We start from the raw sequence: 24,363 nt of genomic DNA, 5'->3' as shown, positions 1-24,363 counted from the left end.
AGGGTCCAGGCTGAAGCCCAAACATAACCCTGAACCCCATGGAATGCGGTCGAGTTTGCGTGAAAATCGCGACACGCCCGACCGCGGGGGTCGGTGCGCCGGCAAGTTGAGGAACCCGGAATGATCCGGATTCAGCTTGTGCGGCGTGTGGTGGTACAACCTCAAACGCTTCGGCGGCCACGCCAACAGGTAAGTAAACAGAGCAGCCCTAACTAGAGCAGCACTAGCTGAAAGAGAGTCAGGCGACATGGCGGGACAAAAAATCCGCATCCGGCTGAAGTCATATGACCACGAGGTCATTGATGTTTCAGCGCGGAAGATCGTTGAGACGGTCACGCGCGCAGGCGCAACGGTAGTCGGCCCGGTGCCGCTTCCGACGGAGAAGAACGTGTACTGCGTTATCCGCTCTCCACACAAGTACAAGGACAGCCGTGAGCACTTCGAAATGCGTACTCACAAGCGTCTGATCGACATCATCGACCCCACGCCGAAGGCTGTTGACTCGCTTATGCGTCTCGACCTGCCTGCAGACGTGAACATCGAAATCAAGCTCTAGGGAGGTGCTGAGAGACTATGACCGCAACCCGTAACGTAAAGGGCCTGCTGGGCACGAAGCTCGGCATGACCCAGGTCTGGGACGAGAACAACAAGCTCATCCCGGTAACCGTCGTCCAGGCTGACTCCAACGTCATCACCCAGCTGCGTAACGCAGAGGTAGATGGCTACGTCGCCGTCCAGATCGGCTACGGCCAGATCGATCCCCGCAAGGTCACCAAGCCGCTGGCTGGTCACTTTGAAAAGGCAGGCGTAACTCCTCGCCGCCACGTTGTCGAACTGCGTACCGCAGACGCCGCATCCTACGAGCTGGGCCAGGAGCTCTCTGTTGAGATCTTCGAAGCCGGCCAGAAGATCGACGTCGTCGGCACCTCCAAGGGCAAGGGCTTCGCCGGTGTTATGAAGCGTCACGGCTTCCACGGCGTTGGCGCTTCCCACGGTGCCCACAAGAACCACCGTAAGCCTGGCTCCATCGGTGGCGCATCCACCCCGAGCCGCGTCTTCAAGGGCCTGAAAATGGCCGGCCGCATGGGCGCCGAGCGTCACACGACGCTGAACCTCACGGTTCACGCTGTTGACGTTGAGAAGTCGCTGCTCCTTATCAAGGGTGCCGTCCCCGGTGCCCGCGGCCAGGTCGTACTCGTACGCACCGCCGTGAAGGGAGCCTAGTTAGATGACTAGCACTGTCAAGGTAGACCTGCCTGCAGAGATCTTCGACGTCCAGACCAACGTGCCGCTGCTGCACCAGGTCGTCGTCGCACAGCTCGCTGCTGCCCGCCAGGGTACCCACAAGACGAAGACCCGCGCCGAGGTTTCCGGTGCAGGTCGCAAGCCGTTCAAGCAGAAGGGCACCGGCCGCGCCCGTCAGGGTTCCATCCGTGCTCCTCACATGACCGGCGGTGGCGTTGTCCACGGTCCGACCCCTCGTGACTACAGCCAGCGCACCCCCAAGAAGATGAAGGCTGCTGCTCTCCGCGGCGCCCTGTCTGACCGCGCCCGCAACGGTCGCATCCACGTCATCGCTGAACTGGTAGCCGGCACCAAGCCGTCCGCCAAGGAAGCACTGGCTTCGCTGCGTGCAGTCTCCGAGCGCAAGAACCTGCTCGTTGTTATCGAGCGCGCCAACGACGTCGCTGCACTCTCCGTGCGCAACCTCGCAGATGTTCACGTTCTGTACGCAGACCAGCTGAACACCTACGACGTTCTCGTTTCCGACGACGTGGTCTTCACCAAGGCTGCTTTCGAGGCGTTCGTCGCTGACAAGGCTAAGAACGAGGAGGCCTCCAAGTGAGCGTAACCACCATCAAGGACCCGCGCGACGTCGTGCTTGCACCCGTCGTATCGGAAAAGAGCTACGGTCTGATCGACGAAGGCAAGTACACCTTCCTGGTGGACCCTCGCTCGAACAAGACCGAGATCAAATTGGCCGTTGAGAAGATCTTCTCGGTCAAAGTTGACTCGATCAACACCATCAACCGTGCCGGTAAGCGCAAGCGCACCAAATTCGGCTGGGGACAGCGCAAGAGCACCAAGCGTGCAATTGTCACCCTCAAAGAAGGCACAATCGACATCTTCGGCGGTCCGCTCGCGTAGCGGAGACCACTTTAACGAGGAAATAAATTATGGGAATCCGTAAATACAAGCCGACTACCCCGGGCCGTCGTGGCTCGAGCGTAGCCGACTTCGCTGAAATCACGCGATCGACTCCGGAAAAGTCGTTGCTGCGTCCGCTGCACAAGACTGGCGGCCGTAACAACTCCGGTAAGATCACCACCCGTCACAAGGGTGGTGGGCACAAGCGCCAGTACCGTCTGATCGACTTCCGTCGTCACGACAAGGACGGCATCAACGCCCGCGTTGCCGAAATCGAGTACGACCCGAACCGCACGGCTCGCATCGCACTCCTGCACTACGTTGATGGCACCAAGCGTTACATCATCGCTCCTAACAAGCTGTCCCAGGGTGACTTCGTCGAGGCTGGTCCCGACGCTGACATCAAGCCGGGCAACAACCTGCCGCTGCGCAACATCCCGGTTGGTACCGTTATCCACGCAGTTGAACTGCGTCCGGGTGGCGGCGCCAAGATGGCACGTTCCGCAGGTGCTTCGGTACAGCTCGTTGCCAAGGAAGGCCGCTTCGCCCAGCTGCGTCTGCCTTCCGGCGAAATCCGCAACGTTGACGTGCGCTGCCGCGCAACCGTCGGCGAGGTCGGCAACGCCGAGCAGTCGAACATCAACTGGGGCAAGGCCGGCCGTATGCGCTGGAAGGGCGTTCGCCCGACCGTCCGTGGTGTAGCCATGAACCCGGTTGACCACCCGCACGGTGGTGGTGAAGGTAAGACTTCCGGTGGACGTCACCCGGTTAACCCGAACGGCAAGCCCGAGGGCCGTACCCGCCGTCCGAACAAAGAGAGCGACAAGCTTATTGTTCGTCGCCGCCGTACTGGCAAGAACAAGCGATAGGAGCCTGGACACATGCCACGCAGCCTGAAAAAAGGTCCTTTCGTTGACCAGCACCTCTTTGTGAAGGTCGCACGGGAAAACGATAAGGGCACCAAGAACGTCATCAAGACCTGGTCCCGCCGTTCGATGATCATCCCCGACATGCTCGGGCACACGATCGCCGTACACGACGGACGCAAGCACATTCCGGTGTTTGTCACTGAGTCGATGGTCGGGCACAAGCTCGGCGAATTCGCTCCCACGCGGACATTCCGCGGCCATGTTAAGGACGACCGTAAGGGCAAGCGCCGCTAGGCGCCTGACTTTACGTCTTAGACGAGAGAAGGAAAGCAATGGAAGCCAAGGCTATTGCGCGTCACATCCGCGTAACGCCTATGAAGGCCCGGCGCGTCGTCAACCTTGTTCGTGGTAAGCAAGCGAATGAGGCTCTGGCAATTCTGAAGTTTGCCCCCCAGGCAGCTTCGGAGCCGGTATTCAAGGTACTTCAGTCGGCAATGGCCAACGCACGTGTCCTCGCGGACCGTGACGGCGTTGCATTCGACGACAGCGACCTGTTCGTCAGCGAAGCATTCGTTGATGAAGGCCCGACCATGAAGCGGTTCCAGCCGCGTGCCCAAGGCCGCGCCTACCGCATTAGGAAGCGGACCAGCCACATCACCGTGGTCGTCGCAACCCCGGAGAAAGAGGAGGCTCGCTAAGTGGGACAGAAAGTAAACCCGCACGGGTTCCGACTCGGCATCACCACCGACCACGTTTCGCACTGGTTTGCTGACAGCAACAAGGCCGGACAGCGCTACAAGGACTTCGTCCGCGAGGACATCAAGATCCGTCAGCTCATGTCCACTGGCATGGAGCGCGCCGGCATCGCCAAGGTTGAGATCGAGCGCACCCGTGACCGTGTCCGCGTGGATATCCACACGGCACGCCCGGGTATCGTTATCGGTCGCCGTGGCGCCGAAGCAGACCGCATCCGCGGCGAGCTCGAAAAGCTCACTGGCAAGCAGGTTCAGCTGAACATCCTCGAGGTCAAGAACCCCGAGATGGAAGCACAGCTTGTTGCCCAGGGCATAGCTGAGCAGCTGACTTCCCGCGTGGCTTTCCGCCGTGCGATGAAGAAGGCCATGCAGTCCGCACAGCGTGCGGGTGCCAAGGGTATCCGTGTTGCTTGCTCGGGTCGTCTGGGTGGCGCAGAAATGTCCCGCTCGGAGTTCTACCGCGAAGGCCGTGTGCCCCTGCACACCCTCCGCGCGAACATCGACTACGGCTTCTACGAAGCCAAGACCACCTTCGGCCGCATCGGCGTGAAGGTTTGGATCTACAAGGGTGACGTAACCGCCAAGGAACTGGCTCAGCAGGCAGCTGCTGCTCCGTCCCGTGGCCGCGCAGGAGACCGTCCGGGCCGCCCGGGTGGCGACCGCCGTCGTCGTAACGACCGCCCGGCCGCTGACGCAGCACCGGTTGCTGCAGAGGCTCCGGCCGCTGAAGCTGCTGCTCCGGCAGCAGAAGGAGGAGAGGCTTAAATGCTTATCCCACGTCGAGTCAAGCACCGTAAGCAGCACCACCCGGGTCGTTCCGGCGCTGCAACGGGTGGCACCAAGGTCAGCTTCGGTGAGTACGGTATCCAGGCCCTGAGCCCGGCATACGTGACGAACCGTCAGATCGAGTCCGCCCGTATCGCGATGACCCGCCACATCAAGCGTGGCGGTAAGGTCTGGATCAACATCTACCCGGACCGTCCGCTGACGAAGAAGCCTGCTGAAACCCGTATGGGTTCCGGTAAGGGTTCTCCGGAATGGTGGGTCGCAAACGTCAAGCCGGGCCGGGTTCTCTTCGAACTCTCCGGTGTCAATGAAGAGGTAGCTCGCGAGGCCCTGCGCCTGGCAATCCACAAGCTCCCGTTGAAGGCACGCATTGTGCGTCGCGAAGGTGGTGAATAGAAATGGCAGTAGGGTCGAAGGATCTCGCACCCGCACAGCTGGACGGTTTCGACAACGAGCGTCTCGTTGAAGAACTCCGCAAGTCCAAGGAAGAGCTGTTCAACCTGCGTTTCCAGTCCGCCACCGGTCAGCTGGAGAACCACGGTCGCCTGCGTGCGGTAAAGAAGGACATCGCACGCATCTACACCGTTCTGCGTGAGCGCGAGCTGGGCATTCGTGCCGAGGTTGCCGCACCGGTTGTGGAAGCCAAGGAAGAAAAGAAGTCCAAGAAGGCTGCCAAGGCTGAAACTGCCGAAGCTGAAGCTGGAGAGGACGCCAAGTGAGCGAGAAGGAAACTGTGACGGAAGCAGCAGCCAGCGCTGAACAGCGCGGTTACCGTAAGACGCGTCGCGGCTACGTTGTCTCTGACAAGATGGAAAAGACCATCGTTGTTCAGGTTGAAGACCGCGTGAAGCACGCTCTGTACGGCAAGGTTATTCGCCGCACCTCGAAGGTCAAGGCTCACGACGAAGAGAACACCGCCGGCATCGGCGACCTCGTTCTCATCTCTGAGACCCGCCCGCTGTCCGCTACCAAGCGGTGGCGCCTGGTGGAGATCCTCGAGAAGGCCAAGTAAATCCGACGCTGGGCTTGCCCGGTTGAGATTTATTGGAAGGGTCCGCGTTCTGCAGGAACGCGGGCCCTTCCGCGTTCCTGGCACGTTTCGGAAAGACCAGCGAAACATGCTAGGATATTGAGTTTGTATGGCGCCAATTGTGCGTCATCAACTACCTCGTAAACAATCGTGCCGCTGCATACTGCCCCGCGCAGAGTTTTCTGCAAGGGAAGCTGATGCTCGTGGCACGGGCGTTTAGGCCTGTTCTGGCAAAATCCAGGCAGGTCAAGAGACACCCCGATCAACCGTTCCGCAAGGCTCATTCCGTATGCATGATTTCGGTCTGAGAACCGGCGCGACGCAAGGAGTAAAAATTGATTCAGCAGGAGTCGCGACTCAAGGTCGCCGACAACACGGGTGCTAAGGAAATCCTTACCATTCGCGTTCTCGGTGGATCCGGTCGTCGCTACGCAGGCATTGGCGACGTCATCGTCGCTACCGTCAAGGACGCTATTCCCGGCGGAAACGTAAAGAAGGGCGACGTCGTTAAGGCGGTCATCGTCCGTACCAAGAAGGAACGCCGCCGTGCGGATGGTTCCTACATCAAGTTTGACGAAAACGCAGCTGTGATCCTGAAGAACGACGGTGACCCCCGCGGTACCCGTATCTTCGGCCCGGTTGGTCGTGAACTTCGCGACAAGAAGTTCATGAAGATCGTTTCGCTGGCCCCGGAGGTGCTTTAGTCCATGGCTAAGATCAAAAAGGGTGACCTCGTTCAGGTCATCACCGGCGCCAAGCAGGAACGTGGCGGCGACCGCGGCAAGCAGGGCAAGGTACTGCGCGTATTCCCGGACACCAACCGCGTGCTGGTAGAGGGAATCAACCGCGTCACCAAGCACACTAAGGTCGGTCAGTCGCAGCGCGGCACCAAGACCGGTGGCATCGAGGTCATTGAGGCCCCGATCCACGTTTCCAACGTTGCTCTGGTTGACCCGTCGACCAAGAAGCCGACCCGTGTTGGTTTCCGTCTCGACACCGTTGAGAAGGATGGCGCTACCAAGACCGTCCGTATCCGCGTGTCCAAGGCCACCGGGAAGGACATCTGATGAGTGAAACACTGTCTGAGACTACCGTCGCAAACAAGATCGTTCCGCGTCTGAAGACGAAGTATGCAGAGACCATCAAGAAGTCCCTGCAGGACGAGTTCAGCTATGCGAACGTGAACCAGGTTCCCCGCCTGGTGAAGGTTGTTGTGAACATGGGTGTTGGAGATGCCGCCAAGGACTCCAAGCTGATCGATGGCGCTGTCCGCGACCTCACCCTGATCACCGGCCAGAAGCCGCAGGTAACCAAGGCCCGTAAGTCGATCGCACAGTTCAAGCTGCGCGAAGGCATGCCGATCGGTGCACACGCAACCCTGCGTGGAGACCGCATGTGGGAATTCGTGGACCGTCTGGTTTCGCTGGCTCTGCCGCGTATCCGTGACTTCCGCGGCCTCAACGGCAAGCAGTTCGATGGCAACGGCAACTACACCTTCGGTCTGACCGAGCAGGTTATGTTCCACGAAATCGACCAGGACTCCATCGACCGCGTTCGCGGTATGGACATCACGGTCGTCACCACCGCCAAGACCGACGACGAAGGCCGCGCGCTGCTCAAGGCGCTTGGTTTCCCGTTCAAGACCGAAAACTAACTACGTAACAGGTCCGGCAGCGCAGGCTCGCAAGAGCAGGCGCAGCGGAAACCGTTATGAGGAAGGGCTATAGCCCAAATGACTATGACAGATCCTGTCGCAGACATGCTCACGCGTCTGCGCAATGCAAACTCGGCATACCACGACACCGTGACCATGCCGTACAGCAAGCTGAAGGCACGCGTTGCTGACATCCTGAAGGCAGAAGGCTACATTGCCGGCTGGAAGGAAGAAGACGCCGAGGTTGGCAAGAAGCTGACCATCGACCTGAAGTTCGGTCCGAACCGCGAGCGTTCCATCGCTGGCGTCCGCCGCATCTCCAAGCCGGGCCTCCGCGTTTACGCGAAGTCCACCAACCTGCCGCACGTGCTGGGTGGCCTGGGTATCGCTATCCTGTCCACCTCTTCCGGCCTCCTGACTGACAAGCAGGCCGGCAAGAAGGGCGTGGGCGGCGAAGTCCTCGCGTACGTCTGGTAACGGGAAAGGAAGAGAATAATGTCACGTATTGGACGTCTCCCCATCACCGTTCCTGCCGGAGTTGAGGTCAAGCTCGATGGCTCCGTCATCAGCGTCAAAGGTGCCAAAGGCGAGCTGAGCCACACTGTGGCCAGCCCGATCGAGGTTACCCAGGAAGAGAACACTCTCACGGTCACCCGCCCGAACGACGAGCGCAACTCGCGTTCGCTGCACGGCCTGACCCGCACCCTGATCGCCAACATGATCCAGGGCGTTACCGAGGGCTACGAGAAGAAGCTTGAAATCGTTGGTACTGGTTACCGCGTTCAGGCAAAGGGTTCTGACCTGGAGTTCGCTCTTGGCTTCAGCCACCCGGTTAACGTCTCGGCACCCGAAGGCATCACCTTCGTAGTAGAGGGTCCGACCAAGCTCTCTGTTGCGGGTATCAACAAGCAGCAGGTCGGCGAGGTTGCTGCCAACATTCGCAAGCTGCGCAAGCCTGACCCCTACAAGGGCAAGGGTGTCCGTTACGCCGGCGAAGTCATCCGCCGCAAGGTCGGAAAGGCTGGTAAGTAAACCATGGCCATCGCAATTAACAAGAAGCGTACGAACAAGAGCAAGTCTGCTGCACGCAGCCGTCGCCAGCTTCGTATCCGCAAGCGCATCACCGGTACGGCTGTACGTCCTCGTCTGGTCGTCAACCGTTCGGCCCGCCACATCTTCGTCCAGGTTGTCGATGACAGCAAGGGTGTAACCGTGGCTTACGCTTCCACCCTGGAAGCTGATCTTCGCGCTCTCGACGGAGACAAGACTGCCAAGGCCAAGCGCGTCGGCGAGCTCGTTGCCGAGCGTGCCAAGGCTGCAGGCGTCGAAGCTGTTGTCTTCGACCGTGGCGGTAACAAGTACCACGGCCGCATCGCCGCCGTCGCTGACGGTGCTCGCGAAGGTGGGCTGGCACTGTGACCGTTGAAAATAACGAAAAGGACATTCAGGTGACTGAAGCTGTAGCTGCTGAAGCAACTGAGACCGCACCCGCTGCCGATGACCGCCGCGGCGGCCGTCGTGGCGAGCGCGGCGAGCGTGGCCAGGGCCGCGGCGACCGTGGTGGCCGTGGTGGCCGCGACGGCGGTCGCGAAGCCGAGAAGAGCCAGTTCGTAGAGCGCGTTGTAACCATCAACCGCGTTGCCAAGGTCGTCAAGGGTGGTCGTCGCTTCAGCTTCACCGCACTCGTCGTCGTCGGTGACGGCAACGGCATGGTTGGCGTTGGCTACGGCAAGGCCAAGGAAGTTCCCGCTGCTATCGCAAAGGGCGTTGAAGAGGCCAAGAAGTCCTTCTTCCGCGTTCCGCGCGTTGGCAACACCATCCCGCACCGTGTGCAGGGTGAGGCTGCTGCAGGCGTTGTCCTGCTGCGTCCGGCTTCCGCCGGTACCGGTGTTATCGCCGGTGGTCCGGTCCGCGCGGTACTGGAGTGCGTGGGTATCCACGACATCCTCTCCAAGTCGCTCGGTTCCTCCAACGCGATCAACATCGTTCACGCGACCGTTGCCGCTCTGAAGCAGCTCGAAGAGCCCGCTTCCGTGGCTGCCCGCCGTGGCCTGCCGCTGGACGAGGTTGCTCCGGCTGCTCTGGTGCGCGCGCTCCAGAACCAGAAGGCAGGTGTTTAGTCATGGCTAAGAACCTGACTCCCTCCGACGCCAAGTTGGAGATCACCCAGATCAAGGGCGTCATCGGCGCCAAGCAGAACCAGAAGGCTACCCTCCGGTCCCTCGGCCTGAAGCGCATCGGACACACCGTTGTCCGTGACGCCGACGCCGTGACCGTTGGAATGCTCAACACGGTTCCGCACCTCGTGAATGTAGAGGAGGCGAAGTAATGGCAGAGAACAAGACCGCCGCAGAAGCTGCTGAGAAGCAGAACGCTCTGAAGGTCCACCACCTGCGTCCCGCCCCGGGTGCCAAGACCACCAAGACCCGTGTTGGTCGTGGTGAAGGCTCCAAGGGTAAGACCGCTGGTCGCGGTACCAAGGGTACGAAGGCCCGCTACCAGGTAAAGGCTGGCTTTGCCGGCGGCCAGCTGCCGCTGCACATGCGCCTGCCGAAGCTGCGCGGCTTCAAGAACCCGTTCCGGGTTGAGTTCCAGGTTGTGAACCTGGACAAGCTCAACGAGCTGTTCCCGGAAGGTGGCGCTGTCACCGTTGAGTCCCTGGTTGAGAAGGGTGCTGTTCGCAAGAACCAGCCCGTCAAGGTCCTGGGCACTGGCGACATCACCGTCAAGGTTGACGTCACCGCTCACGCTTTCTCTTCCAGCGCTGCTGAAAAGATTGCTGCAGCTGGTGGAAGCACCACTGCTCTCTAAGAGCCAGTGGGGCTGATCCCCGTTGTGAAAAAGATCCCGGTATGCGGGGCTTCGGCCCCGTATACCGGGATTTTTTGCATGAAAGTGAACTCTCGATTATTACGACGGCGTCACAAGCAGCTAGACTCGGTTGTTGGGTTTCATTGAGCCCATCCACATCCTTGTACTTTCTACTCAGGAGGACGCTTGCTAAGCGCATTCGGCCGGGCGTTTCGGACGCCTGATTTGCGACGCAAGTTGTTGTTCACGCTGGGAATCATCACAATCTTCCGCTTGGGAGCTTTCATCCCCTCGCCTGGTGTGAACTACCAGAATGTCCAGCAATGCTTGAACAACGGTGACACCTCGCAGGGCATTTACCAGCTGGTTAACTTGTTCAGCGGCGGCGCGTTGCTGCAGGTCTCGATCTTTGCACTGGGCATCATGCCCTACATCACGTCGAGCATCATCGTTCAGCTGCTCCGGGTGGTCATTCCCCGGTTCCAGCAGCTCTACGAAGAGGGCTCCTCGGGCCAGTCGAAGTTGACCCAGTACACCCGGTACCTCACCATCGCCCTCGGCCTCTTGAACGCCACCACCCTGGTGTCCTTGGCGCGCTCCGGCCAGCTTCTTCCGGGTTGTAACCTCCCGATCATTCCTGATGACAGCATCATTACCACGCTGCTCATCATCATCACGCTGACGGCCGGTACGGGCCTCATCATGTGGATGGGCGAGCTCGTTACGGAGAAGGGTGTGGGCAACGGAATGTCGCTGCTCATCTTCACCTCCATTGCTGCAGGCTTCCCGCGTTCACTTGGTTCCATCTGGGAGACGAAGGGACCGGGGACGTTCTTCATCGTCCTGGCGATCGGCTTGCTCACGGTGGCCCTGGTGGTCTTCGTGGAGCAGTCCCAGCGGCGGGTTCCCGTCCAGTACGCCAAGCGCATGATCGGACGCCGCACCGTGGGTGGCACGAGCACCTACATCCCCATCAAGGTGAACATGGCCGGCGTCGTGCCCGTCATCTTCGCTTCCTCCATGCTGTACCTGCCGGGCCTGATTGCTCAGTTCAACCAGCCGAAGGCAGGGGAGCAGCTGGCGCCGTGGGTTGAGTGGATCAACAACAACCTCACCCGTGGCGACCACCCCATCTACATGGCGCTCTACTTCGCCATGATCGTGTTCTTCACCTACTTCTACGTGGCCATCACCTTCAACCCTGAAGAAGTGTCGGACAACATGAAGAAGTACGGCGGGTTCATTCCGGGCATCCGGGCGGGTAAACCGACCGCGGACTACCTGCAGTACGTGCTTTCCAGGATCACCTTGCCTGGAGCCTTCTACTTGGGCTTCGTGGCGTTGATTCCGCTGGTTGCACTCGTCCTGATCAACGCCAACCAGAACTTCCCGTTCGGTGGCACGTCAATCCTGATCATGGTGGGTGTCGGTCTGGAAACCGTCAAGCAGATTGATGCGCAGCTACAACAACGTCACTACGAAGGGCTTTTGCGATGACGAGAATGCTGATCATTGGACCTCCCGGTTCGGGTAAGGGTACGCAGGCTGAGCGGATTTCCGAGCGCCTCGGCGTAGTCGCCATCTCCACCGGCGACATCTTCCGTGCCAACGTAAAGGGCGAAACCCCTTTGGGCATCGAAGCCAAGAAATACATGGATGCAGGCGACTTCGTTCCGGACAGCGTCACGAACAACATGGTTCGTGACCGTCTGAGCCAGAGCGACGTCGAGAATGGCTTCCTGCTGGATGGATACCCGCGCACCACGGCGCAGGTTGACTACCTCGACCAGATCCTCGCTGAAGGCGAGCAGGAGCTCGACGTCGTGCTCCAGCTGACCGCCGACGACGAAGAACTGGTGTCCCGCCTCCTGGGCCGTGCGAAGGAAACCGGACGCTCTGACGACAATGAGGCCGTCATCCGTCACCGGCTGGACCTGTACCACGAGCAGACTGAGGCCGTTGTCGCCAAGTATGCCGAGCGTGGCATCCTGACGCAGGTTGACGGCATCGGCGGCATCGACGAAGTCACCGACCGCGTCCTCACAGCCATCGAGTCGGCCAAGGCCGTCTAGCAAGGCTTTTCCACATAGCCGGATCGTCGGCGCTGGAGCAAAAGGGTGTGTCCCGTACCATTGGTGCGGGACACACCCTTTTCGTTTCGCGGCAGTTTTTGGGGGAACCGCATGCAAACAGCTCTTTCCGGGCACAGCAGGATTGCAGGTTTGGAGGTCTACCTTCCGCCTGCGCGCCTGGACACTGCCGCCGTCGAACGCCGTATTGGTGAGTCGAGTCCGGGGTTCCGTGTCCCGAAGGGCTTGATCTCCCGCGTTACCGGTATCCGGTCCCGGAGCGTCATGGCGGACTCGGAACAGGCGTCGGACCTTGCGGCCCATGCAGCCGCAAAGCTGCTGGCTGAATGCGGACTGCAGCCCTCGGATATAGACCTCCTGATCTTCGCGTCCGCCAGCCAGGACATGGTGGAACCGGCCACGGGCCACATGGCGGCCGCCAAGCTCGGACTCGCCTGCCCTGTGATGGACGTGAAGAATGCGTGCAACAGTTTCCTGAACGGCTTGGAGGTGGGCGATGCCCTGATTGCCACGGGCCGGTATGTCAGGGTCCTGGTGGTCACAGGGGAGTCGCCGTCGCGGGCCATCCGCTGGAGAGTTCCGGACTTTGACACTTTCGCGTCAAGCTTTCCCGGGTACACCATGAGCGACGGCGGCGCGGCGGTGTTGCTCGAACCTGCGGATTCAGCGGCAATGGAGACGAACCGACTGGAGGTCGGTCCGGGAGGCATTCTTGGCATGGGCTTCACAGCCCGCAGCAGCCACTGGTCGGTCGGCACCTTGGCTGCAGGTGGATCTGCGTATCCGCGCGATCCGGAAGCGACCTATTTCACCATGGACGGGGAGAAGCTCAAGGACGCATTTCTGGATCTGGGCTGCGGCGTCCTGGACGAAACATTGGACCGGCTGGAATTGCAGTGGACGGACTTTGCCGTGGTTTGTGTGCATCAGGTGAGTGCACCGTACCGGGAAGTCTTTGCGGAGCGGGCCGGTGTTCCGAGGGAGCTTCTGGTTCCATCGGTAGAGGACTTCGGAAACTTGGCCTCCGTTAGCTTGCCCCTGCAACTGAAACTTGCCGTGGACAGTGGCCGCTGTGGTCCGGGAGATCTTGTGGCCTTGGTGGGACTCGCGGGCGGCGTGAGCCTGGGCATGGCGGTGGTGCGGCTGTGATGCTGGAAGGCCATCTGGGAAGCACGCCCCCTACCCGGCCGCTGTCCATCGCTGTGCCCATGCTGAACGAAGAGAAGCTGGTCCGGCAGACGCTGGACTCTCTTGCGGCCCAGGAACATCAGGACTTCACGGTGGTGGTGGTCGATAACGGATCGACGGACGCCAGCTGTTCGATCGTGGCAGAGTTTGCCGCGGCTCATCCCCACATGGATATCAGGCTTGTGCATGAAGCCGAGAAGGGGACGGGCGTGGCCGCAGACACGGGCATGCGCTTCGGCTTGGAGCACGGCGCAACGTGGCTCGCCCGGACGGATGCCGATTGTCTCGCTGCGCCGGATTGGACCGCCAAAATTGTTCAGGCATTCCACGACGGTCTGGAACTCATCGCCGGCCAGCTTGTGCCCCGCGAGGACGAAGGGATCAGTACTGGGGAGCGGAGGATGATGTTGCTCGCCGTCGAGATCGCATCTTTCTTCGGCCGGATCCGCCCCGGCAATAAGGGTGACGGGTACCTCGGCCCTTATCAGATGCTTCCGGGATGCAATATGGCGATCACGGCAGACATGTATGACCGTTCCGGCGGATTCCCGCGGACCAGCATCGAAGACCTCCACGAAGACCGCGCACTGTCCAACCGCGTGCGAAAGCTGACCCGCAATTACGCGTCGCGCCGGGATGTTGTGGTTTACGGCTCCTCACGGCGGGTCAAAGCCTGGGGCTTGAAGAACACCCTGGCTTGGTATGCGGACCACCGGTACCGCCCAGAGCACGTGGACATTCGGTGACGCTTTGATATCCAACGGAGGGATGCCCAACGGCAGCATGCCTAGCGGCAAGATGCCTAGCGGCAGGATGCCCGGCGGCGTCATCAGCAAGGCCGAACGCTGGGAACAGCGCGTTCAGCTGGGGGCGCATCCATTGCTGTACCCGGCGATCCGGGGGCTGGGGAGCCTGCGGCCGGTGATGCGTTTGCCCGGCCTGGGGATCCTCGTCAGCGAAGCCGCCTTGGTGCGTGACGTTCTCATGGATAGCCAACGATTCATCAAGAACGGACCGTCCGGTTCGGGTGCGCTCTGGACTCCCGTAGTGGGACCAAAGGCGTTGGTGAACATGGACGGCACCGAGCACAGGGAGCTGCGGCGGAAGCTCGGGGACCTCTTCACTCCAGGCTCGGTGGCGACAATCGTTGAGCCGGCCGCTGCTTCGCTTCATGATCGCCTACACCACGGATTGGACGCAGGTGGCCACGTGGACCTGGTGGACTGCGTTAAGGAGCTTGCTGGGGGAGTCATCTCCAAGCTGCTGGGCGTGCCGGATGATGCACCTGGCCGGTTGCCCAACAGGGAACTCTTCAATCTGGGGTCTTCCATCTCTTCGCTCGTTCGCCTGGGGCGCCCCACGTTGACGGTGAGGCAGGTCGCCAAGGGAAGATCCGCCGTCGGGGTCCTGGCTGGACCGGCGAGGGAAGCGTACCGGAAGGGCGATCCCCAAACGTTTCCAGGGCGGCTGCGCGGACTCGGCATGACCGAGGAAGAAGCCATGGGCATCATCAGCGCGTTCGTGATGGTGGGAACAGAGACGTTGGTGTCCTTTGTTCCACGGCTGATTGCCCTGCTCGCTGACAGCGGACGCATTGCGGGCCTCGTTGAGGATCGGTCCGGTGTTGCCTCGGCCGTGAACGAGGCATTACGGTTCACCGTGCCGTCCCCGATGATGCTGAGGGATGCTGTTTCTCCTGGCACCCTTGGCGGAGTCGCTATCCGCGCCGGAGATCGTCTTTTGCTGTCGACTGTTCACGCGTCTAAAAGCCTGGGCGGATTCGAACCTGGGATTCCCACCCCGCCCCATGCGCGTCAGCTTTGGTTCGGCGCGGGTCCGCACTTTTGCATCGGCATGCCGTTGGCCATGGCCGAGATCAACGCCACGCTGTCTTTGCTTCTGGACATGTACGCCCACCATCCGTGGGTCATCTCGTCACGTCGAGTTAGCAAGGGTGTGCTCATTCCGGCGTACAGGAAGTTGGAGTTGGTCAATGCTTGGTGACGCATTGTTGGAAGATACCGTGTCCGGCACGGATCTCATCGAGGCGGTCTACGCGGCAGCGGAACGCGTGCCTGAGAGCCCGGCAATCACGGCGCCCGGCAGATTTTCTCCCTGGAACCATGCTCCAGGGCGACTACGACGTTCAGACCGACTGCGACCAGGACGGACCATCACATACCGCGAACTGGTGAAAGGTATAGATGCCACTGCCCGGCATCTCCAGGATGATGGCTTCGGTGCCGGTGAACGGATGCTGTTCTCGGTCCGCCCCAGCCCGGCAGCGTTCATCCTGGCCCTGGGGGCCGTCCGGGCCGGTGGTTCTGTGGTGTTCATCGATCCAGGAATCGGACCGTCGCTTTTCCATGACCGGGCCAGGCTGGCTGCCCCTCGGTGGGCGGCCGCCGAGTCTCTCCTCTACGGGGTGAGTACCAAGAGCCCGCTACGGCCACTGGCCCGGCGGAGGGGATTGCTGCTGCCGGATTACGGTGCCATGGACGTCCGGCACTACTACTCCGGACCGTGGCTCCCCGGCGTACCTCGAGGCGCGACGCCGGTGAAGCGACTGGCCAGTACGGCGCTTCTTAGAGATAGAGTTGCGCCTTCTACAGGGGCTTCCTCCAGTCAGGAAGCCGTGATTATTTTTACGTCCGGGACCACCGGTGCGCCCAAGGGCGTAGTACATACACGAGGTTCGCTCGGGGCAGGATTCGAGCAGCTCAACCAGCGCTGTACGTTTGGCGAGGGCGATCGCATCCACTCCGAGCAGCTGATGATGGGCTTGCCGGCACTCATCGCCGGCGCGCACTGGACCATGCCCGGCTATGGCTTCTCCGCGCACATTGATCCTCTTCGCTTGGCACGCGAGCTTGGGCCGGTGGCTGGCAAAGAAGACTCGTACGACGGCGCGACGCACCTTTTCCTCGTGCCGTCCCAGTTGGCGCCCATCCTGGATGCGGTCGAGGACGGCAGCGTCAGGCTCCCCGGAACACTGCGGACCGTGATGCTTGGAGCCGCGCCGGTTCTGGCTCCGTTCCTGAAACGGGCAACGGCGCTGCTTCCCGGCGTCGAGTTCAAACTCATCTACGGTATGACGGAGTTGCTGCCAATCGCCGTCGCTGATGGTAGGGAGAAGCTGGCCTTTGCATCCGGCGCTGAAGCCGAATTCACGTCGCCGGATGGGAGCGGCGAAGGCGATTTCCTCGGAGAGCCGCTACCCGCCGTCGGGATCCGGGTGGGGGAGGACCACGAACTGTACGCCCGCGGAGCGAACATGTGCCACGGATATCTGGGCGAGGAAGCCATGATTGAACACGCCACCGGAGACCTGGTGCGGCTGGACCACGGCGCGGGAGGCCCCGGAACGGGTCCCGCACGATTGGTGATGATTGGGCGTAAGAAGGACATGATCATCCGGGGCAAGACCAACATCTACCCTGCACTGTATGAGCCGCTGATCGCTTCTGTGCCCGGAGTTCAGCAGGCCGTGATGGTGGGGGTTCCGGACGGGATCGGTGATGAAGCTGTGTGGCTGGCGGTCGTGCCTGCGCAGGGGCTGTCAGAGACACTGGGGAGGCAGCTGAAAGCAAAGCTAACCAAGGTCCTCCCGGCGATGATTGACGAATCCGCTCTCCCCAATCACATCGAAATCCTGGATGCCATCCCCCACAGCGGACGCCACAAAAAGCCGGATCGGGAAGCACTTCGATGCGAATTTGCCCGCATGTCCGCTGACAAAGCCGGCGCACGGTGAAAATCGCGGTTACCGGGGCAACAGGCTTCATTGGGGGAGCAGTCGCCGCCGCCGCTGAGGCCCAAGGCTGGGAAGTTGTTCGTTTCGCACGGCGCCAAGGCCCCGGGCTGACGTATTGGGATCTGACCGGCGTACCATCTGCCCGTGTACCGGGTGTGGACGCCGTGATCCACGCAGCCGCCCATGTGGCGGACTGGGGCGACGCCCGGACGTTCCACCGAACGAATGTGCTGGGAACCCGTGCCGTCGCTGAGGCCTATGCAACAACACGACTGGTGCACATTTCCAGTTCCAGCGTCTACCCGTGGTGGGAGCCCTGCACCAACCGCGGCGAAGAAGACGTGGCTGTGCGCCACCTCAACGCCTACGCAAGGAGTAAAGCGCTCGCCGACGTGGAGACCCGACGGCATCGCAATGCCGTGGTTCTTCGGCCCCACGGAGTTTACGGACCGGGGGACCGGACGCTGCTGCCGCGCCTGATCAGCAATGTCCGCCACGGACGGCTTCTCACCGTTGGCCATGCCGGTATTCGTCATCAACTCACGCACGTGGACAACCTGACAAAGGCAGCGCTGGCAGCTTGCCAGTCCGATGCCCGCGGGGCTATCAACGTGGCGGACGCGGAGCCTGTGGAGCTCGGGACCGTGCTCAGGCAGGTGCTTGCTGTCACTGGCCATGCCGGAGTCGGCATCAGGTACGTCCCCGAGCCCGCTGCCATGGTTCTTGCCGGTATTTCCGAAGCCGCTGCCCTCGTTTCCGGACGGGCACCACGCCTCACGCGCTATGCGGTCAGCCAGCTCGGACGGGACAGAACTTACCGTTTGGACCGACTCCGCGACGAGCTGGGAATCGAACCAATTTCGACCACGCTCTCCGATGCGGGAAAATGGTTGGAGCACGGGGCCTGATCGGCCCCTACAGCAAACATCCAGAGGAGAACATGGCGTTCGGTCAGCCCCGCATCGAGTACAAAACCAACGAGCAAATGCGCAAGATGCACGAGGCCGGTTTGGTCCTCAGCCGTGCCCTTGACGCTGCCGTTGCGGCGGCCAAGGCAGGCGTCACCACCAAGGACCTCGACGAGGTATTTGCTGCCGTCCTGAATGACGCCGGCGCTAAGTCCAACTTCCTTGGTTACCACGGCTTCCCCGCCACCATCTGCACGTCCGTCAACGAGGAAGTCGTCCACGGCATCCCCGGAAAGCGCGTCCTCCACGATGGTGACATTATTTCCATCGACGGCGGCTGCATCGTTGACGGATGGCACTCGGACTCCGCCCGCACTGTCATCGTTGGCACGGCAGACCCTGAGGACCAGCGGCTCTCGGATGTCACCGAGGCCGCCATGTGGCGAGGGATTGCTGCGCTGGCCAAGGGCAAGTTCGTGGGCGATATCGGCAACGCCATTGATGACTACGTTTCTTCCGTCCCCGGTAAGCCGCTGGGCATCCTGGAGGATTACGTGGGCCACGGCATCGGTTCGGAAATGCACATGGCCCCGGACGTCCTGAATTACCGCACCAATCACCGCGGCCCGAAGATCCGCCCGGGGCTGTGCCTCGCGATCGAACCCATGTTGGTGCGCGGTGGCATCGAGACTGCCACCTTGGACGACGACTGGACCGTTGTCACCACCGACGGCAAGCGCTCCTGCCAGTGGGAGCACTCCGTGGCTGTGCACGAAAAGGGCATCTGGGTCTTGTCTGCCCCGGACGGAGGCGCGGAGAAGTTGGCGCCGCTCGGCGTCGTGCCTGTCCCCATCCCGTAACCTGAACGCTCCCTGCCCAGGCATCCGGCTCAGGGCGTTGCCTCGAGGTGGACAATGGTGCCATGAGTGCTATCACCGATGTGCCAGGCATCCGTATTGGCCACGTTCAGAAGAACGACGGCGGGTGGCTCAGTGGCGTGACCGTCGTCCTTCCGCCCGTGGGAACCGTGGGATCGGTGGATGTGCGCGGGGGAGGTCCTGGTACGCACGAATCTGACGCTCTTGATCCGACAACATTGGTATCCACGGTCGACGCCATCGTGCTGACGGGTGGCAGTGCTTTTGGGCTGGCCTCCGCTACTGGTGCCCAACTCTGGTGTGAGGAGCAGGGCCGGGGCTTTGCCGTTCCCGGGACCGTGGTGCCGATTGTTCCGGCGGCCGCCATCTTCGACCTCGGACGCGGTGGTGACGTGAAAGCGCGACCCGACGCCGACATGGGCTACCAGGCAGCCGCCGCAGCGTTCGCCTCAGGTGACCATGCCGCCGTCGAACGCGGAAACGTTGGTGCTGGCACGGGTGCAGTGATTGCGCGCGGGCAGTACAAAGGCGGCGTCGGTACATCCTCGATCACGCTCGACGGCATCTCTCCTGACGGCCCGGTGATCGTTGGCGCGATCGCGGTCGTGAACGCGCTCGGGACGCCGGTGGGGCTGGGGCCCGGCAGCGCGCGTCTAAGGGAGGCACGACCGAGCGCGCAGAGGGTCGCAGACCCAGTGGCTTCTACGGAAGGGCTCAACACCACGCTCGTCGTCATCGCTACGAATGCTGCGCTGGATGTTGCTGAGTGCAAGCGGACCGCCAGCTCTGGACATGCCGGCCTGGCGCGGGCCTTGGATCCGTCCCATACTTTGGCGGACGGTGACACCGTGTTCGCCCTGGCGACTGGCGCCGTCGGGCTTGATCGCAGTACCGAGCAGGCACGGCAAGTATCGCTGATTACGCTCCAAAGTGCCGCAGCCGAAGCAGTGCGGTTGGCGATCCTGGACGGTGTTGAGTCGGCCGAAAGTGTCTCGACGGCGGCGGGAGACTTCCCTGCTTACCGGACCGTAGGGGAGTGACGGGCGGCGGTACGTGCGCTACCATGGACGGATTTAACTTTCCGGCCCCATTGGCGTAGAGTTATTTGTTGGTTGTCTGTGCAGCCACGCCCTTTTTAGTGTCGTGGTTCCAAGAGGGCCAAGCAAACAAAAAACGTCCGTTGGATTTTCGGTGCCTACCGGAGGACAGCGGCAAACAACAGTTAGCGGAGGATATGGCCAAGAAGGACGGGGTCATTGAGATCGAGGGCGTTGTGACTGAGGCGCTGCCCAACGCGATGTTTCGTGTTGAGCTCACCAACAAGCACGTCGTTCTCGCACACATCTCTGGGAAGATGCGTCAGCACTACATTCGAATCCTCCCCGAGGACCGCGTAGTGGTGGAGCTAAGCCCATACGACCTCACACGTGGTCGTATCGTCTACCGCTACAAGTAAATTGCTGGGCGGCCGAAGGCAATAGTGCCAAGCCGCTCCAGCAGATCAACTGCAAAACACGCAAAGGAACGCCATGAAGGTCAAGCCGAGCGTCAAGCAGATCTGCGACAAGTGCAAAGTGATCCGCCGTAACGGCCGGGTCATGGTGATCTGCGAGAACCCGCGCCACAAGCAGCGCCAGGGCTAATTCCCCTTCAGGGAATCAGCGCCCGCAAGGGCAAACCTGGGTTGCTAGCCCACGCAAGTAAATAAAGGCAGCACAAGTTGTGCCAGGACTGCATTACAGAGCCTGGTCAACGTACCCCCGGTCGGAGGCTGGGGCCACACGGATCGTGTGGGTGTACTGCCTACGACCTCCGGTTTATTCAAGGAGTACCGCCACTATGGCTCGTCTCGCTGGCGTAGACATTCCCCGCGAAAAGCGGTTGGAAATTGCGCTTACTTACATCTACGGCGTGGGCAAGACCCGTGCACACGAAACCCTGGCTGCCACCGGCATCAGCGCTGACGTTCGCGTCAAGGACCTGACTGACGCCGAGCTGGTCCAGCTGCGTGACTACATTGAAGGCAACTACAAGGTTGAGGGTGACCTTCGCCGCGAGGTAGCCGCTGACATCCGCCGCAAGGTTGAGATCGGCAGCTACGAAGGCCTGCGCCACCGCAAGGGCCTGCCCGTACGCGGACAGCGTACGAAGACCAACGCTCGTACCCGTAAGGGCCCGAAGCGCACCGTCGCCGGCAAGAAGAAGGCCGGACGTTAATCCCTCGGGATTGACCTGGTTTTCCCCCGATAACTTTCTGTAGGAGAAACAATGCCCCCGAAGACTCGTGGAGCGGTTCGTAAGCCGCGTCGCAAGGATAAGAAGAACATTGCGCTTGGCCAGGCGCACATCAAGAGCACCTTTAACAACACCATCGTGTCCATCACGGACCCGAACGGTGCTGTAATCTCCTGGGCTTCCGCCGGTGAGGTTGGCTTCAAGGGCTCCCGTAAGTCCACCCCGTTCGCTGCCCAGATGGCTGCTGAAGCTGCTGCAAAGCGCGCTCAGGAGCACGGTCTGCGCAAGGTTGACGTATTCGTCAAGGGTCCGGGATCCGGACGCGAAACCGCAATCCGTTCGCTTCAGGCTGCTGGCCTTGAGGTTGGCTCCATCCAGGACGTCACCCCCAGCGCCCACAACGGTTGCCGCCCGCCCAAGCGCCGCCGCGTCTAATTAGGTATTCCCTGTCTGACCGGCCGGGCCTGCTGTACATGGTTTAGACCATCTACAAGCATGGCCCGGCTGGTCAGGCTGGAAACCGAAGCCGATTTCCACCACCTGTGTTGCGTCATATAGCGGATGCTCGCCGAAAGGAAACCTAAGTGCTCATTGCACAGCGCCCCACCCTGTCTGAAGAAGTTGTATCCGAGAACCGCTCCCGTTTCATCATTGAACCGCTGGAGCCGGGCTTCGGCTACACCCTCGGAAACTCCCTCCGCCGTACCCTGCTCTCCTCCATCCCCGGTGCCGCTGTAACCAGCATCCGGATCGATGGCGTGCTGCACGAGTTCACCACGGTTCCGGGTGTCAAGGAAGATGTCACCGAGATCATCCTGAACATCAAGAACCTTTCGGTTTCCTCCGAGCACGACGAGCCGGTTGTTGCTTACCTGCGCAAGCAGGGCCCCGGAGTCGTCACCGCCGCGGACATTGCTCCGCCGGCCGGCGTCGAATTCCACAACCCGGATCTGCACATTGCCACTCTGAACTCGAAGGGCAAGTTCGAACTCGAACTGACCATCGAGCGCGGCCGTGGCTACGTTTCGGCAGCTCAGAACAAGTCCGGCGACTCCGAGATCGGCCGTATTCCGGTTGACTCGATCTACTCGCCGGTCATGAAGGTAACCTTCCGCGTGGAAGCTACCCGTGTTGAGCAGCGCACCGACTTCGACAAGCTCATTGTCGACGTCGAGACCAAGCAGGCAATCGCTCCGCGCGATGCCGTTGCTTCTGCAGGCACCACCCTGGTGGAACTGTTCGGTCTGGCTCGTGAGCTGAACACCGCAGCTGAAGGTATCGAGATTGGCCCGTCGCCGACGGACGCTGCCCTGGCAGCGGACATGGCTCTGCCGATCGAGGATCTGGACCTTACCGTCCGTTCCTACAACTGCCTCAAGCGTGAGGGCATCCACACCGTGGGTGAACTCGTTGCCCGCTCCGAGGCTGACCTGATGGACATCCGTAACTTCGGTGCGAAGTCCATTGACGAGGTCAAGGCAAAGCTCGTCGAACTGGGTCTGTCCCTCAAGGACTCCCCTCCCGGTTTCGATCTCGCAGCCCGCGCCGCAGCCATCGAAGAGGACGACGCCGCGTTCAGCGACGACGAGCTCTAAAAAGCAGATCTTGGCCGTCAGGTCCAGCAATGGACCTGACAGGCTTACACAACAGGAGAAATTATTATGCCTACCCCCACTAAGGGTCCGCGCCTCGGAGGCGGCCCGGCTCACGAGCGCCTGATGCTCGCGAACCTGGCAGCTGCTCTGTTTGAGCACAAGCGCATCACCACCACGGTTACCAAGGCCAAGCGCCTGAAGCCGTACGCAGAGCGTTTGGTCACCTTCGCCAAGCGTGGCGACCTCTCTTCCCGCCGCCGCGTTCTCGGCCTGATCAGCGACAAGGGCATCGTCCACGAGCTGTTCACCGACATCGCCGGCGCCGTTGCCAACCGCGATGGTGGCTACACCCGTATCACCAAGATCGGCAACCGTAAGGGCGACAACGCTCCCATGGCTGTCATCGAGCTCGTCCTCGAGCCGGTTTCCCCAAAGCAGGCCGTAGTTGCTGAAGCAACTGCTGCTGCTGCCAAGGCTGCCCCGGCTGCTGACGAAGAGGTTGTTGAGACCGAGGCTGTAGAGACCGAAGCTGCTGAAACCGAAGTTGCTGAGACCGAAGAGGCTCCGGCCGCTGAGGCCGAGGCTGCTGACGCTGAAGTTGCGGAGACCGAAGAGGCTCCGGCCGCTGAGGACAAGAAGTAATTCACTGAATTCTTCACAGTAGACTTAAGTCTATGAACGAACGAAAACCCGCTGCCCCCGCTTTGGGGGGCGGCGGGTTTTTGCGTGTCCGCATGGATCTTTCCTATGACGGAGGACCCTTCAACGGCTGGGCACTCCAGCCCGGCTTGGTCACAGTGCAGGGAGCACTTGAGGAAGCGCTGGCCCTCCTCGTGCGCCGTCCGGTCCGGGTCACGGTTGCTGGTCGCACTGACGCTGGCGTCCACGCCCGCGGCCAGGTGGTCCATCTGGATCTGACGGAAGCCGAGTGGCTTGGACTTCCGCGCGGGCACGAACTGGACCCCGCTGTCGCGCTTTTGCGTCGCCTTCGCGGAGCCCTCAGCCGCATTCTCGGTGACCTGACCGGTGCCATAGAAGTGCACGACGCCGGTCTGGCGCCTGAAGGATTCGACGCCCGGTTTTCTGCCTTGTGGCGTCGTTACAGTTACCGCATTGCCGACGGCGCGGAGCGTTGGGATCCGGTGCTTCGAGGAATTACGCTGTGGCACAAGGCGCCATTGAACGCTGCGCTGATGAATGAAGGTGCTTCCCAGTTGCTGGGGCTGCAGGATTTCCGTTCCTACTGCAAGCCCCGCGAGGGTGCCACCACCATCCGCGAACTGCAGAAGTTTGAGTTCGAACGGGAGAGCGACGGGGTCATTGTCGCTACTGTTCAGGCGGATGCGTTCTGCCACAACATGGTCAGGTCCTTGGTGGGCTCGGCCCTGCGTGTGGGCGAAGGCCTGGAGCAGCCGGGCTGGCTGCATGAGCGGCTTCTGGAACGTAAGCGTGATGCGAAGTCCGTGTTGGCCGCACCGCACCCGTTGGTGTTGGAAAAAGTAGCGTACCCATCGGATAGCCAGTTGCTGGCACGGGCTGAGCTGACCAGGGCCCGGCGCGAGTAGGTCCGGACGTTGGAGGACCCCCTCCCGGCTCTGGGTACCGGAAGGGGGCCGTTGTGGCCGTCCACGGTCTGGGATCCGCGAACGGCCGGTCTATTTC

At 61.4% G+C, this 24,363-nt stretch carries 36 protein-coding genes; all 36 read left to right on the top strand.

The window, feature by feature from the left end; translation table 11 throughout:
- Positions 1-247: 247 nt before the first annotated feature.
- Positions 248-556, top strand: a complete 309-nt coding sequence (gene rpsJ / locus VUN82_18475) for a 30S ribosomal protein S10 (protein ID XAS71053.1) — start codon at positions 248-250, stop codon at positions 554-556.
- Positions 557-573: 17 nt separating this feature from the next.
- Positions 574-1,224 (top strand): 50S ribosomal protein L3, encoded by a 651-nt coding sequence (rplC, locus tag VUN82_18470; GenBank protein ID XAS71052.1) that lies wholly within the window; start codon positions 574-576, stop codon positions 1,222-1,224.
- Between the two features lie 4 nt (positions 1,225-1,228).
- Complete coding sequence (rplD, locus tag VUN82_18465; GenBank protein XAS71051.1) at positions 1,229-1,846, top strand: 50S ribosomal protein L4; 618 nt, start codon at positions 1,229-1,231, stop codon at positions 1,844-1,846.
- A complete protein-coding gene (gene rplW, locus VUN82_18460; GenBank protein ID XAS71050.1) occupies positions 1,843-2,148 on the top strand; it encodes a 50S ribosomal protein L23 in 306 nt (101 codons plus the stop codon). The genes rplD and rplW overlap by 4 nt, the downstream gene beginning before the upstream one ends.
- Before the next feature lie 29 nt (positions 2,149-2,177).
- Positions 2,178-3,017 carry a 50S ribosomal protein L2 gene (rplB, locus tag VUN82_18455; GenBank protein ID XAS71049.1) on the top strand — a complete coding sequence of 280 codons (840 nt, stop codon included), beginning with the start codon at positions 2,178-2,180 and terminating at the stop codon, positions 3,015-3,017.
- A gap of 12 nt (positions 3,018-3,029) precedes the next feature.
- On the top strand, positions 3,030-3,311 hold the full coding sequence (gene rpsS, locus VUN82_18450; GenBank protein ID XAS71048.1) for a 30S ribosomal protein S19: 282 nt from the start codon (positions 3,030-3,032) through the stop codon (positions 3,309-3,311).
- Positions 3,312-3,349: 38 nt separating this feature from the next.
- Positions 3,350-3,715 (top strand): 50S ribosomal protein L22, encoded by a 366-nt coding sequence (gene rplV, locus VUN82_18445; protein XAS71047.1) that lies wholly within the window; start codon positions 3,350-3,352, stop codon positions 3,713-3,715.
- Positions 3,716-4,537 (top strand): 30S ribosomal protein S3, encoded by an 822-nt coding sequence (gene rpsC / locus VUN82_18440; GenBank protein XAS71046.1) that lies wholly within the window; start codon positions 3,716-3,718, stop codon positions 4,535-4,537.
- Positions 4,538-4,954: a 50S ribosomal protein L16 gene (rplP, locus tag VUN82_18435; GenBank protein ID XAS71045.1), complete on the top strand. Its 417-nt coding sequence runs from the start codon at positions 4,538-4,540 to the stop codon at positions 4,952-4,954.
- A 2-nt stretch (positions 4,955-4,956) separates the two neighbouring features.
- The gene (rpmC, locus tag VUN82_18430) at positions 4,957-5,277 is read left to right on the top strand and encodes a 50S ribosomal protein L29 (GenBank protein ID XAS71044.1); all 321 of its coding nucleotides are present in this window, start codon (positions 4,957-4,959) and stop codon (positions 5,275-5,277) included.
- Positions 5,274-5,570, top strand: coding sequence for a 30S ribosomal protein S17 (gene rpsQ, locus VUN82_18425; GenBank protein XAS71043.1), 297 nt, complete (start codon positions 5,274-5,276; stop codon positions 5,568-5,570). Before rpmC ends, rpsQ begins: the two co-directional genes overlap by 4 nt.
- Positions 5,571-5,923: 353 nt before the next feature.
- The gene (gene rplN / locus VUN82_18420) at positions 5,924-6,292 is read left to right on the top strand and encodes a 50S ribosomal protein L14 (protein XAS71042.1); all 369 of its coding nucleotides are present in this window, start codon (positions 5,924-5,926) and stop codon (positions 6,290-6,292) included.
- A 3-nt stretch (positions 6,293-6,295) separates the two neighbouring features.
- A complete protein-coding gene (gene rplX / locus VUN82_18415; GenBank protein ID XAS71041.1) occupies positions 6,296-6,655 on the top strand; it encodes a 50S ribosomal protein L24 in 360 nt (119 codons plus the stop codon).
- Positions 6,655-7,242 carry a 50S ribosomal protein L5 gene (gene rplE, locus VUN82_18410; GenBank protein ID XAS71040.1) on the top strand — a complete coding sequence of 196 codons (588 nt, stop codon included), beginning with the start codon at positions 6,655-6,657 and terminating at the stop codon, positions 7,240-7,242. The genes rplX and rplE overlap by 1 nt, the downstream gene beginning before the upstream one ends.
- Positions 7,243-7,320: 78 nt before the next feature.
- Positions 7,321-7,719, top strand: coding sequence for a 30S ribosomal protein S8 (gene rpsH / locus VUN82_18405; GenBank protein XAS71039.1), 399 nt, complete (start codon positions 7,321-7,323; stop codon positions 7,717-7,719).
- Positions 7,720-7,737: 18 nt separating this feature from the next.
- Positions 7,738-8,274 carry a 50S ribosomal protein L6 gene (gene rplF, locus VUN82_18400; protein XAS71038.1) on the top strand — a complete coding sequence of 179 codons (537 nt, stop codon included), beginning with the start codon at positions 7,738-7,740 and terminating at the stop codon, positions 8,272-8,274.
- Positions 8,275-8,277: 3 nt separating this feature from the next.
- Complete coding sequence (gene rplR, locus VUN82_18395) at positions 8,278-8,661, top strand: 50S ribosomal protein L18 (protein ID XAS71037.1); 384 nt, start codon at positions 8,278-8,280, stop codon at positions 8,659-8,661.
- A 29-nt stretch (positions 8,662-8,690) separates the two neighbouring features.
- Positions 8,691-9,362: a 30S ribosomal protein S5 gene (rpsE, locus tag VUN82_18390; GenBank protein ID XAS74739.1), complete on the top strand. Its 672-nt coding sequence runs from the start codon at positions 8,691-8,693 to the stop codon at positions 9,360-9,362.
- 2 nt (positions 9,363-9,364) lie between these two features.
- Positions 9,365-9,571 carry a 50S ribosomal protein L30 gene (gene rpmD, locus VUN82_18385; protein XAS71036.1) on the top strand — a complete coding sequence of 69 codons (207 nt, stop codon included), beginning with the start codon at positions 9,365-9,367 and terminating at the stop codon, positions 9,569-9,571.
- Positions 9,571-10,053 (top strand): 50S ribosomal protein L15, encoded by a 483-nt coding sequence (gene rplO, locus VUN82_18380; GenBank protein ID XAS71035.1) that lies wholly within the window; start codon positions 9,571-9,573, stop codon positions 10,051-10,053. The genes rpmD and rplO overlap by 1 nt, the downstream gene beginning before the upstream one ends.
- 186 nt (positions 10,054-10,239) lie before the next feature.
- Positions 10,240-11,550, top strand: coding sequence for a preprotein translocase subunit SecY (gene secY, locus VUN82_18375; protein XAS71034.1), 1,311 nt, complete (start codon positions 10,240-10,242; stop codon positions 11,548-11,550).
- A 5-nt stretch (positions 11,551-11,555) separates the two neighbouring features.
- Positions 11,556-12,125, top strand: coding sequence for an adenylate kinase (locus VUN82_18370; protein ID XAS74738.1), 570 nt, complete (start codon positions 11,556-11,558; stop codon positions 12,123-12,125).
- 111 nt (positions 12,126-12,236) lie between these two features.
- Positions 12,237-13,292 carry a 3-oxoacyl-[acyl-carrier-protein] synthase III C-terminal domain-containing protein gene (locus tag VUN82_18365; GenBank protein XAS71033.1) on the top strand — a complete coding sequence of 352 codons (1,056 nt, stop codon included), beginning with the start codon at positions 12,237-12,239 and terminating at the stop codon, positions 13,290-13,292.
- The gene (locus tag VUN82_18360; GenBank protein ID XAS71032.1) at positions 13,292-14,077 is read left to right on the top strand and encodes a glycosyltransferase; all 786 of its coding nucleotides are present in this window, start codon (positions 13,292-13,294) and stop codon (positions 14,075-14,077) included. The genes VUN82_18365 and VUN82_18360 overlap by 1 nt, the downstream gene beginning before the upstream one ends.
- Before the next feature lie 37 nt (positions 14,078-14,114).
- Positions 14,115-15,335, top strand: a complete 1,221-nt coding sequence (locus tag VUN82_18355; GenBank protein XAS71031.1) for a cytochrome P450 — start codon at positions 14,115-14,117, stop codon at positions 15,333-15,335.
- Positions 15,325-17,085, top strand: a complete 1,761-nt coding sequence (locus VUN82_18350) for a class I adenylate-forming enzyme family protein (protein XAS71030.1) — start codon at positions 15,325-15,327, stop codon at positions 17,083-17,085. Before VUN82_18355 ends, VUN82_18350 begins: the two co-directional genes overlap by 11 nt.
- Positions 17,082-17,993, top strand: coding sequence for an NAD-dependent epimerase/dehydratase family protein (locus tag VUN82_18345; GenBank protein XAS71029.1), 912 nt, complete (start codon positions 17,082-17,084; stop codon positions 17,991-17,993). Before VUN82_18350 ends, VUN82_18345 begins: the two co-directional genes overlap by 4 nt.
- Positions 17,994-18,025: 32 nt before the next feature.
- The gene (gene map / locus VUN82_18340) at positions 18,026-18,853 is read left to right on the top strand and encodes a type I methionyl aminopeptidase (protein ID XAS74737.1); all 828 of its coding nucleotides are present in this window, start codon (positions 18,026-18,028) and stop codon (positions 18,851-18,853) included.
- Positions 18,854-18,915: 62 nt separating this feature from the next.
- On the top strand, positions 18,916-19,911 hold the full coding sequence (locus VUN82_18335) for a P1 family peptidase (GenBank protein ID XAS71028.1): 996 nt from the start codon (positions 18,916-18,918) through the stop codon (positions 19,909-19,911).
- 194 nt (positions 19,912-20,105) lie between these two features.
- Positions 20,106-20,327 (top strand): translation initiation factor IF-1, encoded by a 222-nt coding sequence (gene infA / locus VUN82_18330; protein ID XAS71027.1) that lies wholly within the window; start codon positions 20,106-20,108, stop codon positions 20,325-20,327.
- 73 nt (positions 20,328-20,400) lie between these two features.
- Entirely contained in the window at positions 20,401-20,514 is a 114-nt protein-coding gene (rpmJ, locus tag VUN82_18325; protein ID XAS71026.1) for a 50S ribosomal protein L36, read from the top strand.
- A gap of 196 nt (positions 20,515-20,710) precedes the next feature.
- On the top strand, positions 20,711-21,088 hold the full coding sequence (gene rpsM, locus VUN82_18320) for a 30S ribosomal protein S13 (protein ID XAS71025.1): 378 nt from the start codon (positions 20,711-20,713) through the stop codon (positions 21,086-21,088).
- 51 nt (positions 21,089-21,139) lie between these two features.
- On the top strand, positions 21,140-21,541 hold the full coding sequence (gene rpsK / locus VUN82_18315) for a 30S ribosomal protein S11 (GenBank protein ID XAS71024.1): 402 nt from the start codon (positions 21,140-21,142) through the stop codon (positions 21,539-21,541).
- 149 nt (positions 21,542-21,690) lie between these two features.
- Positions 21,691-22,701: a DNA-directed RNA polymerase subunit alpha gene (locus VUN82_18310; protein ID XAS71023.1), complete on the top strand. Its 1,011-nt coding sequence runs from the start codon at positions 21,691-21,693 to the stop codon at positions 22,699-22,701.
- 66 nt (positions 22,702-22,767) lie between these two features.
- Complete coding sequence (rplQ, locus tag VUN82_18305; GenBank protein ID XAS71022.1) at positions 22,768-23,343, top strand: 50S ribosomal protein L17; 576 nt, start codon at positions 22,768-22,770, stop codon at positions 23,341-23,343.
- A gap of 32 nt (positions 23,344-23,375) precedes the next feature.
- Entirely contained in the window at positions 23,376-24,266 is an 891-nt protein-coding gene (truA, locus tag VUN82_18300) for a tRNA pseudouridine(38-40) synthase TruA (GenBank protein ID XAS71021.1), read from the top strand.
- Positions 24,267-24,363: the final 97 nt, after the last annotated feature.

The organism is Micrococcaceae bacterium Sec5.1, from assembly GCA_039636795.1.
Lineage (GTDB): Bacteria > Actinomycetota > Actinomycetes > Actinomycetales > Micrococcaceae > Arthrobacter.
This window is presented reverse-complemented; position numbering and strand designations above follow the sequence as displayed.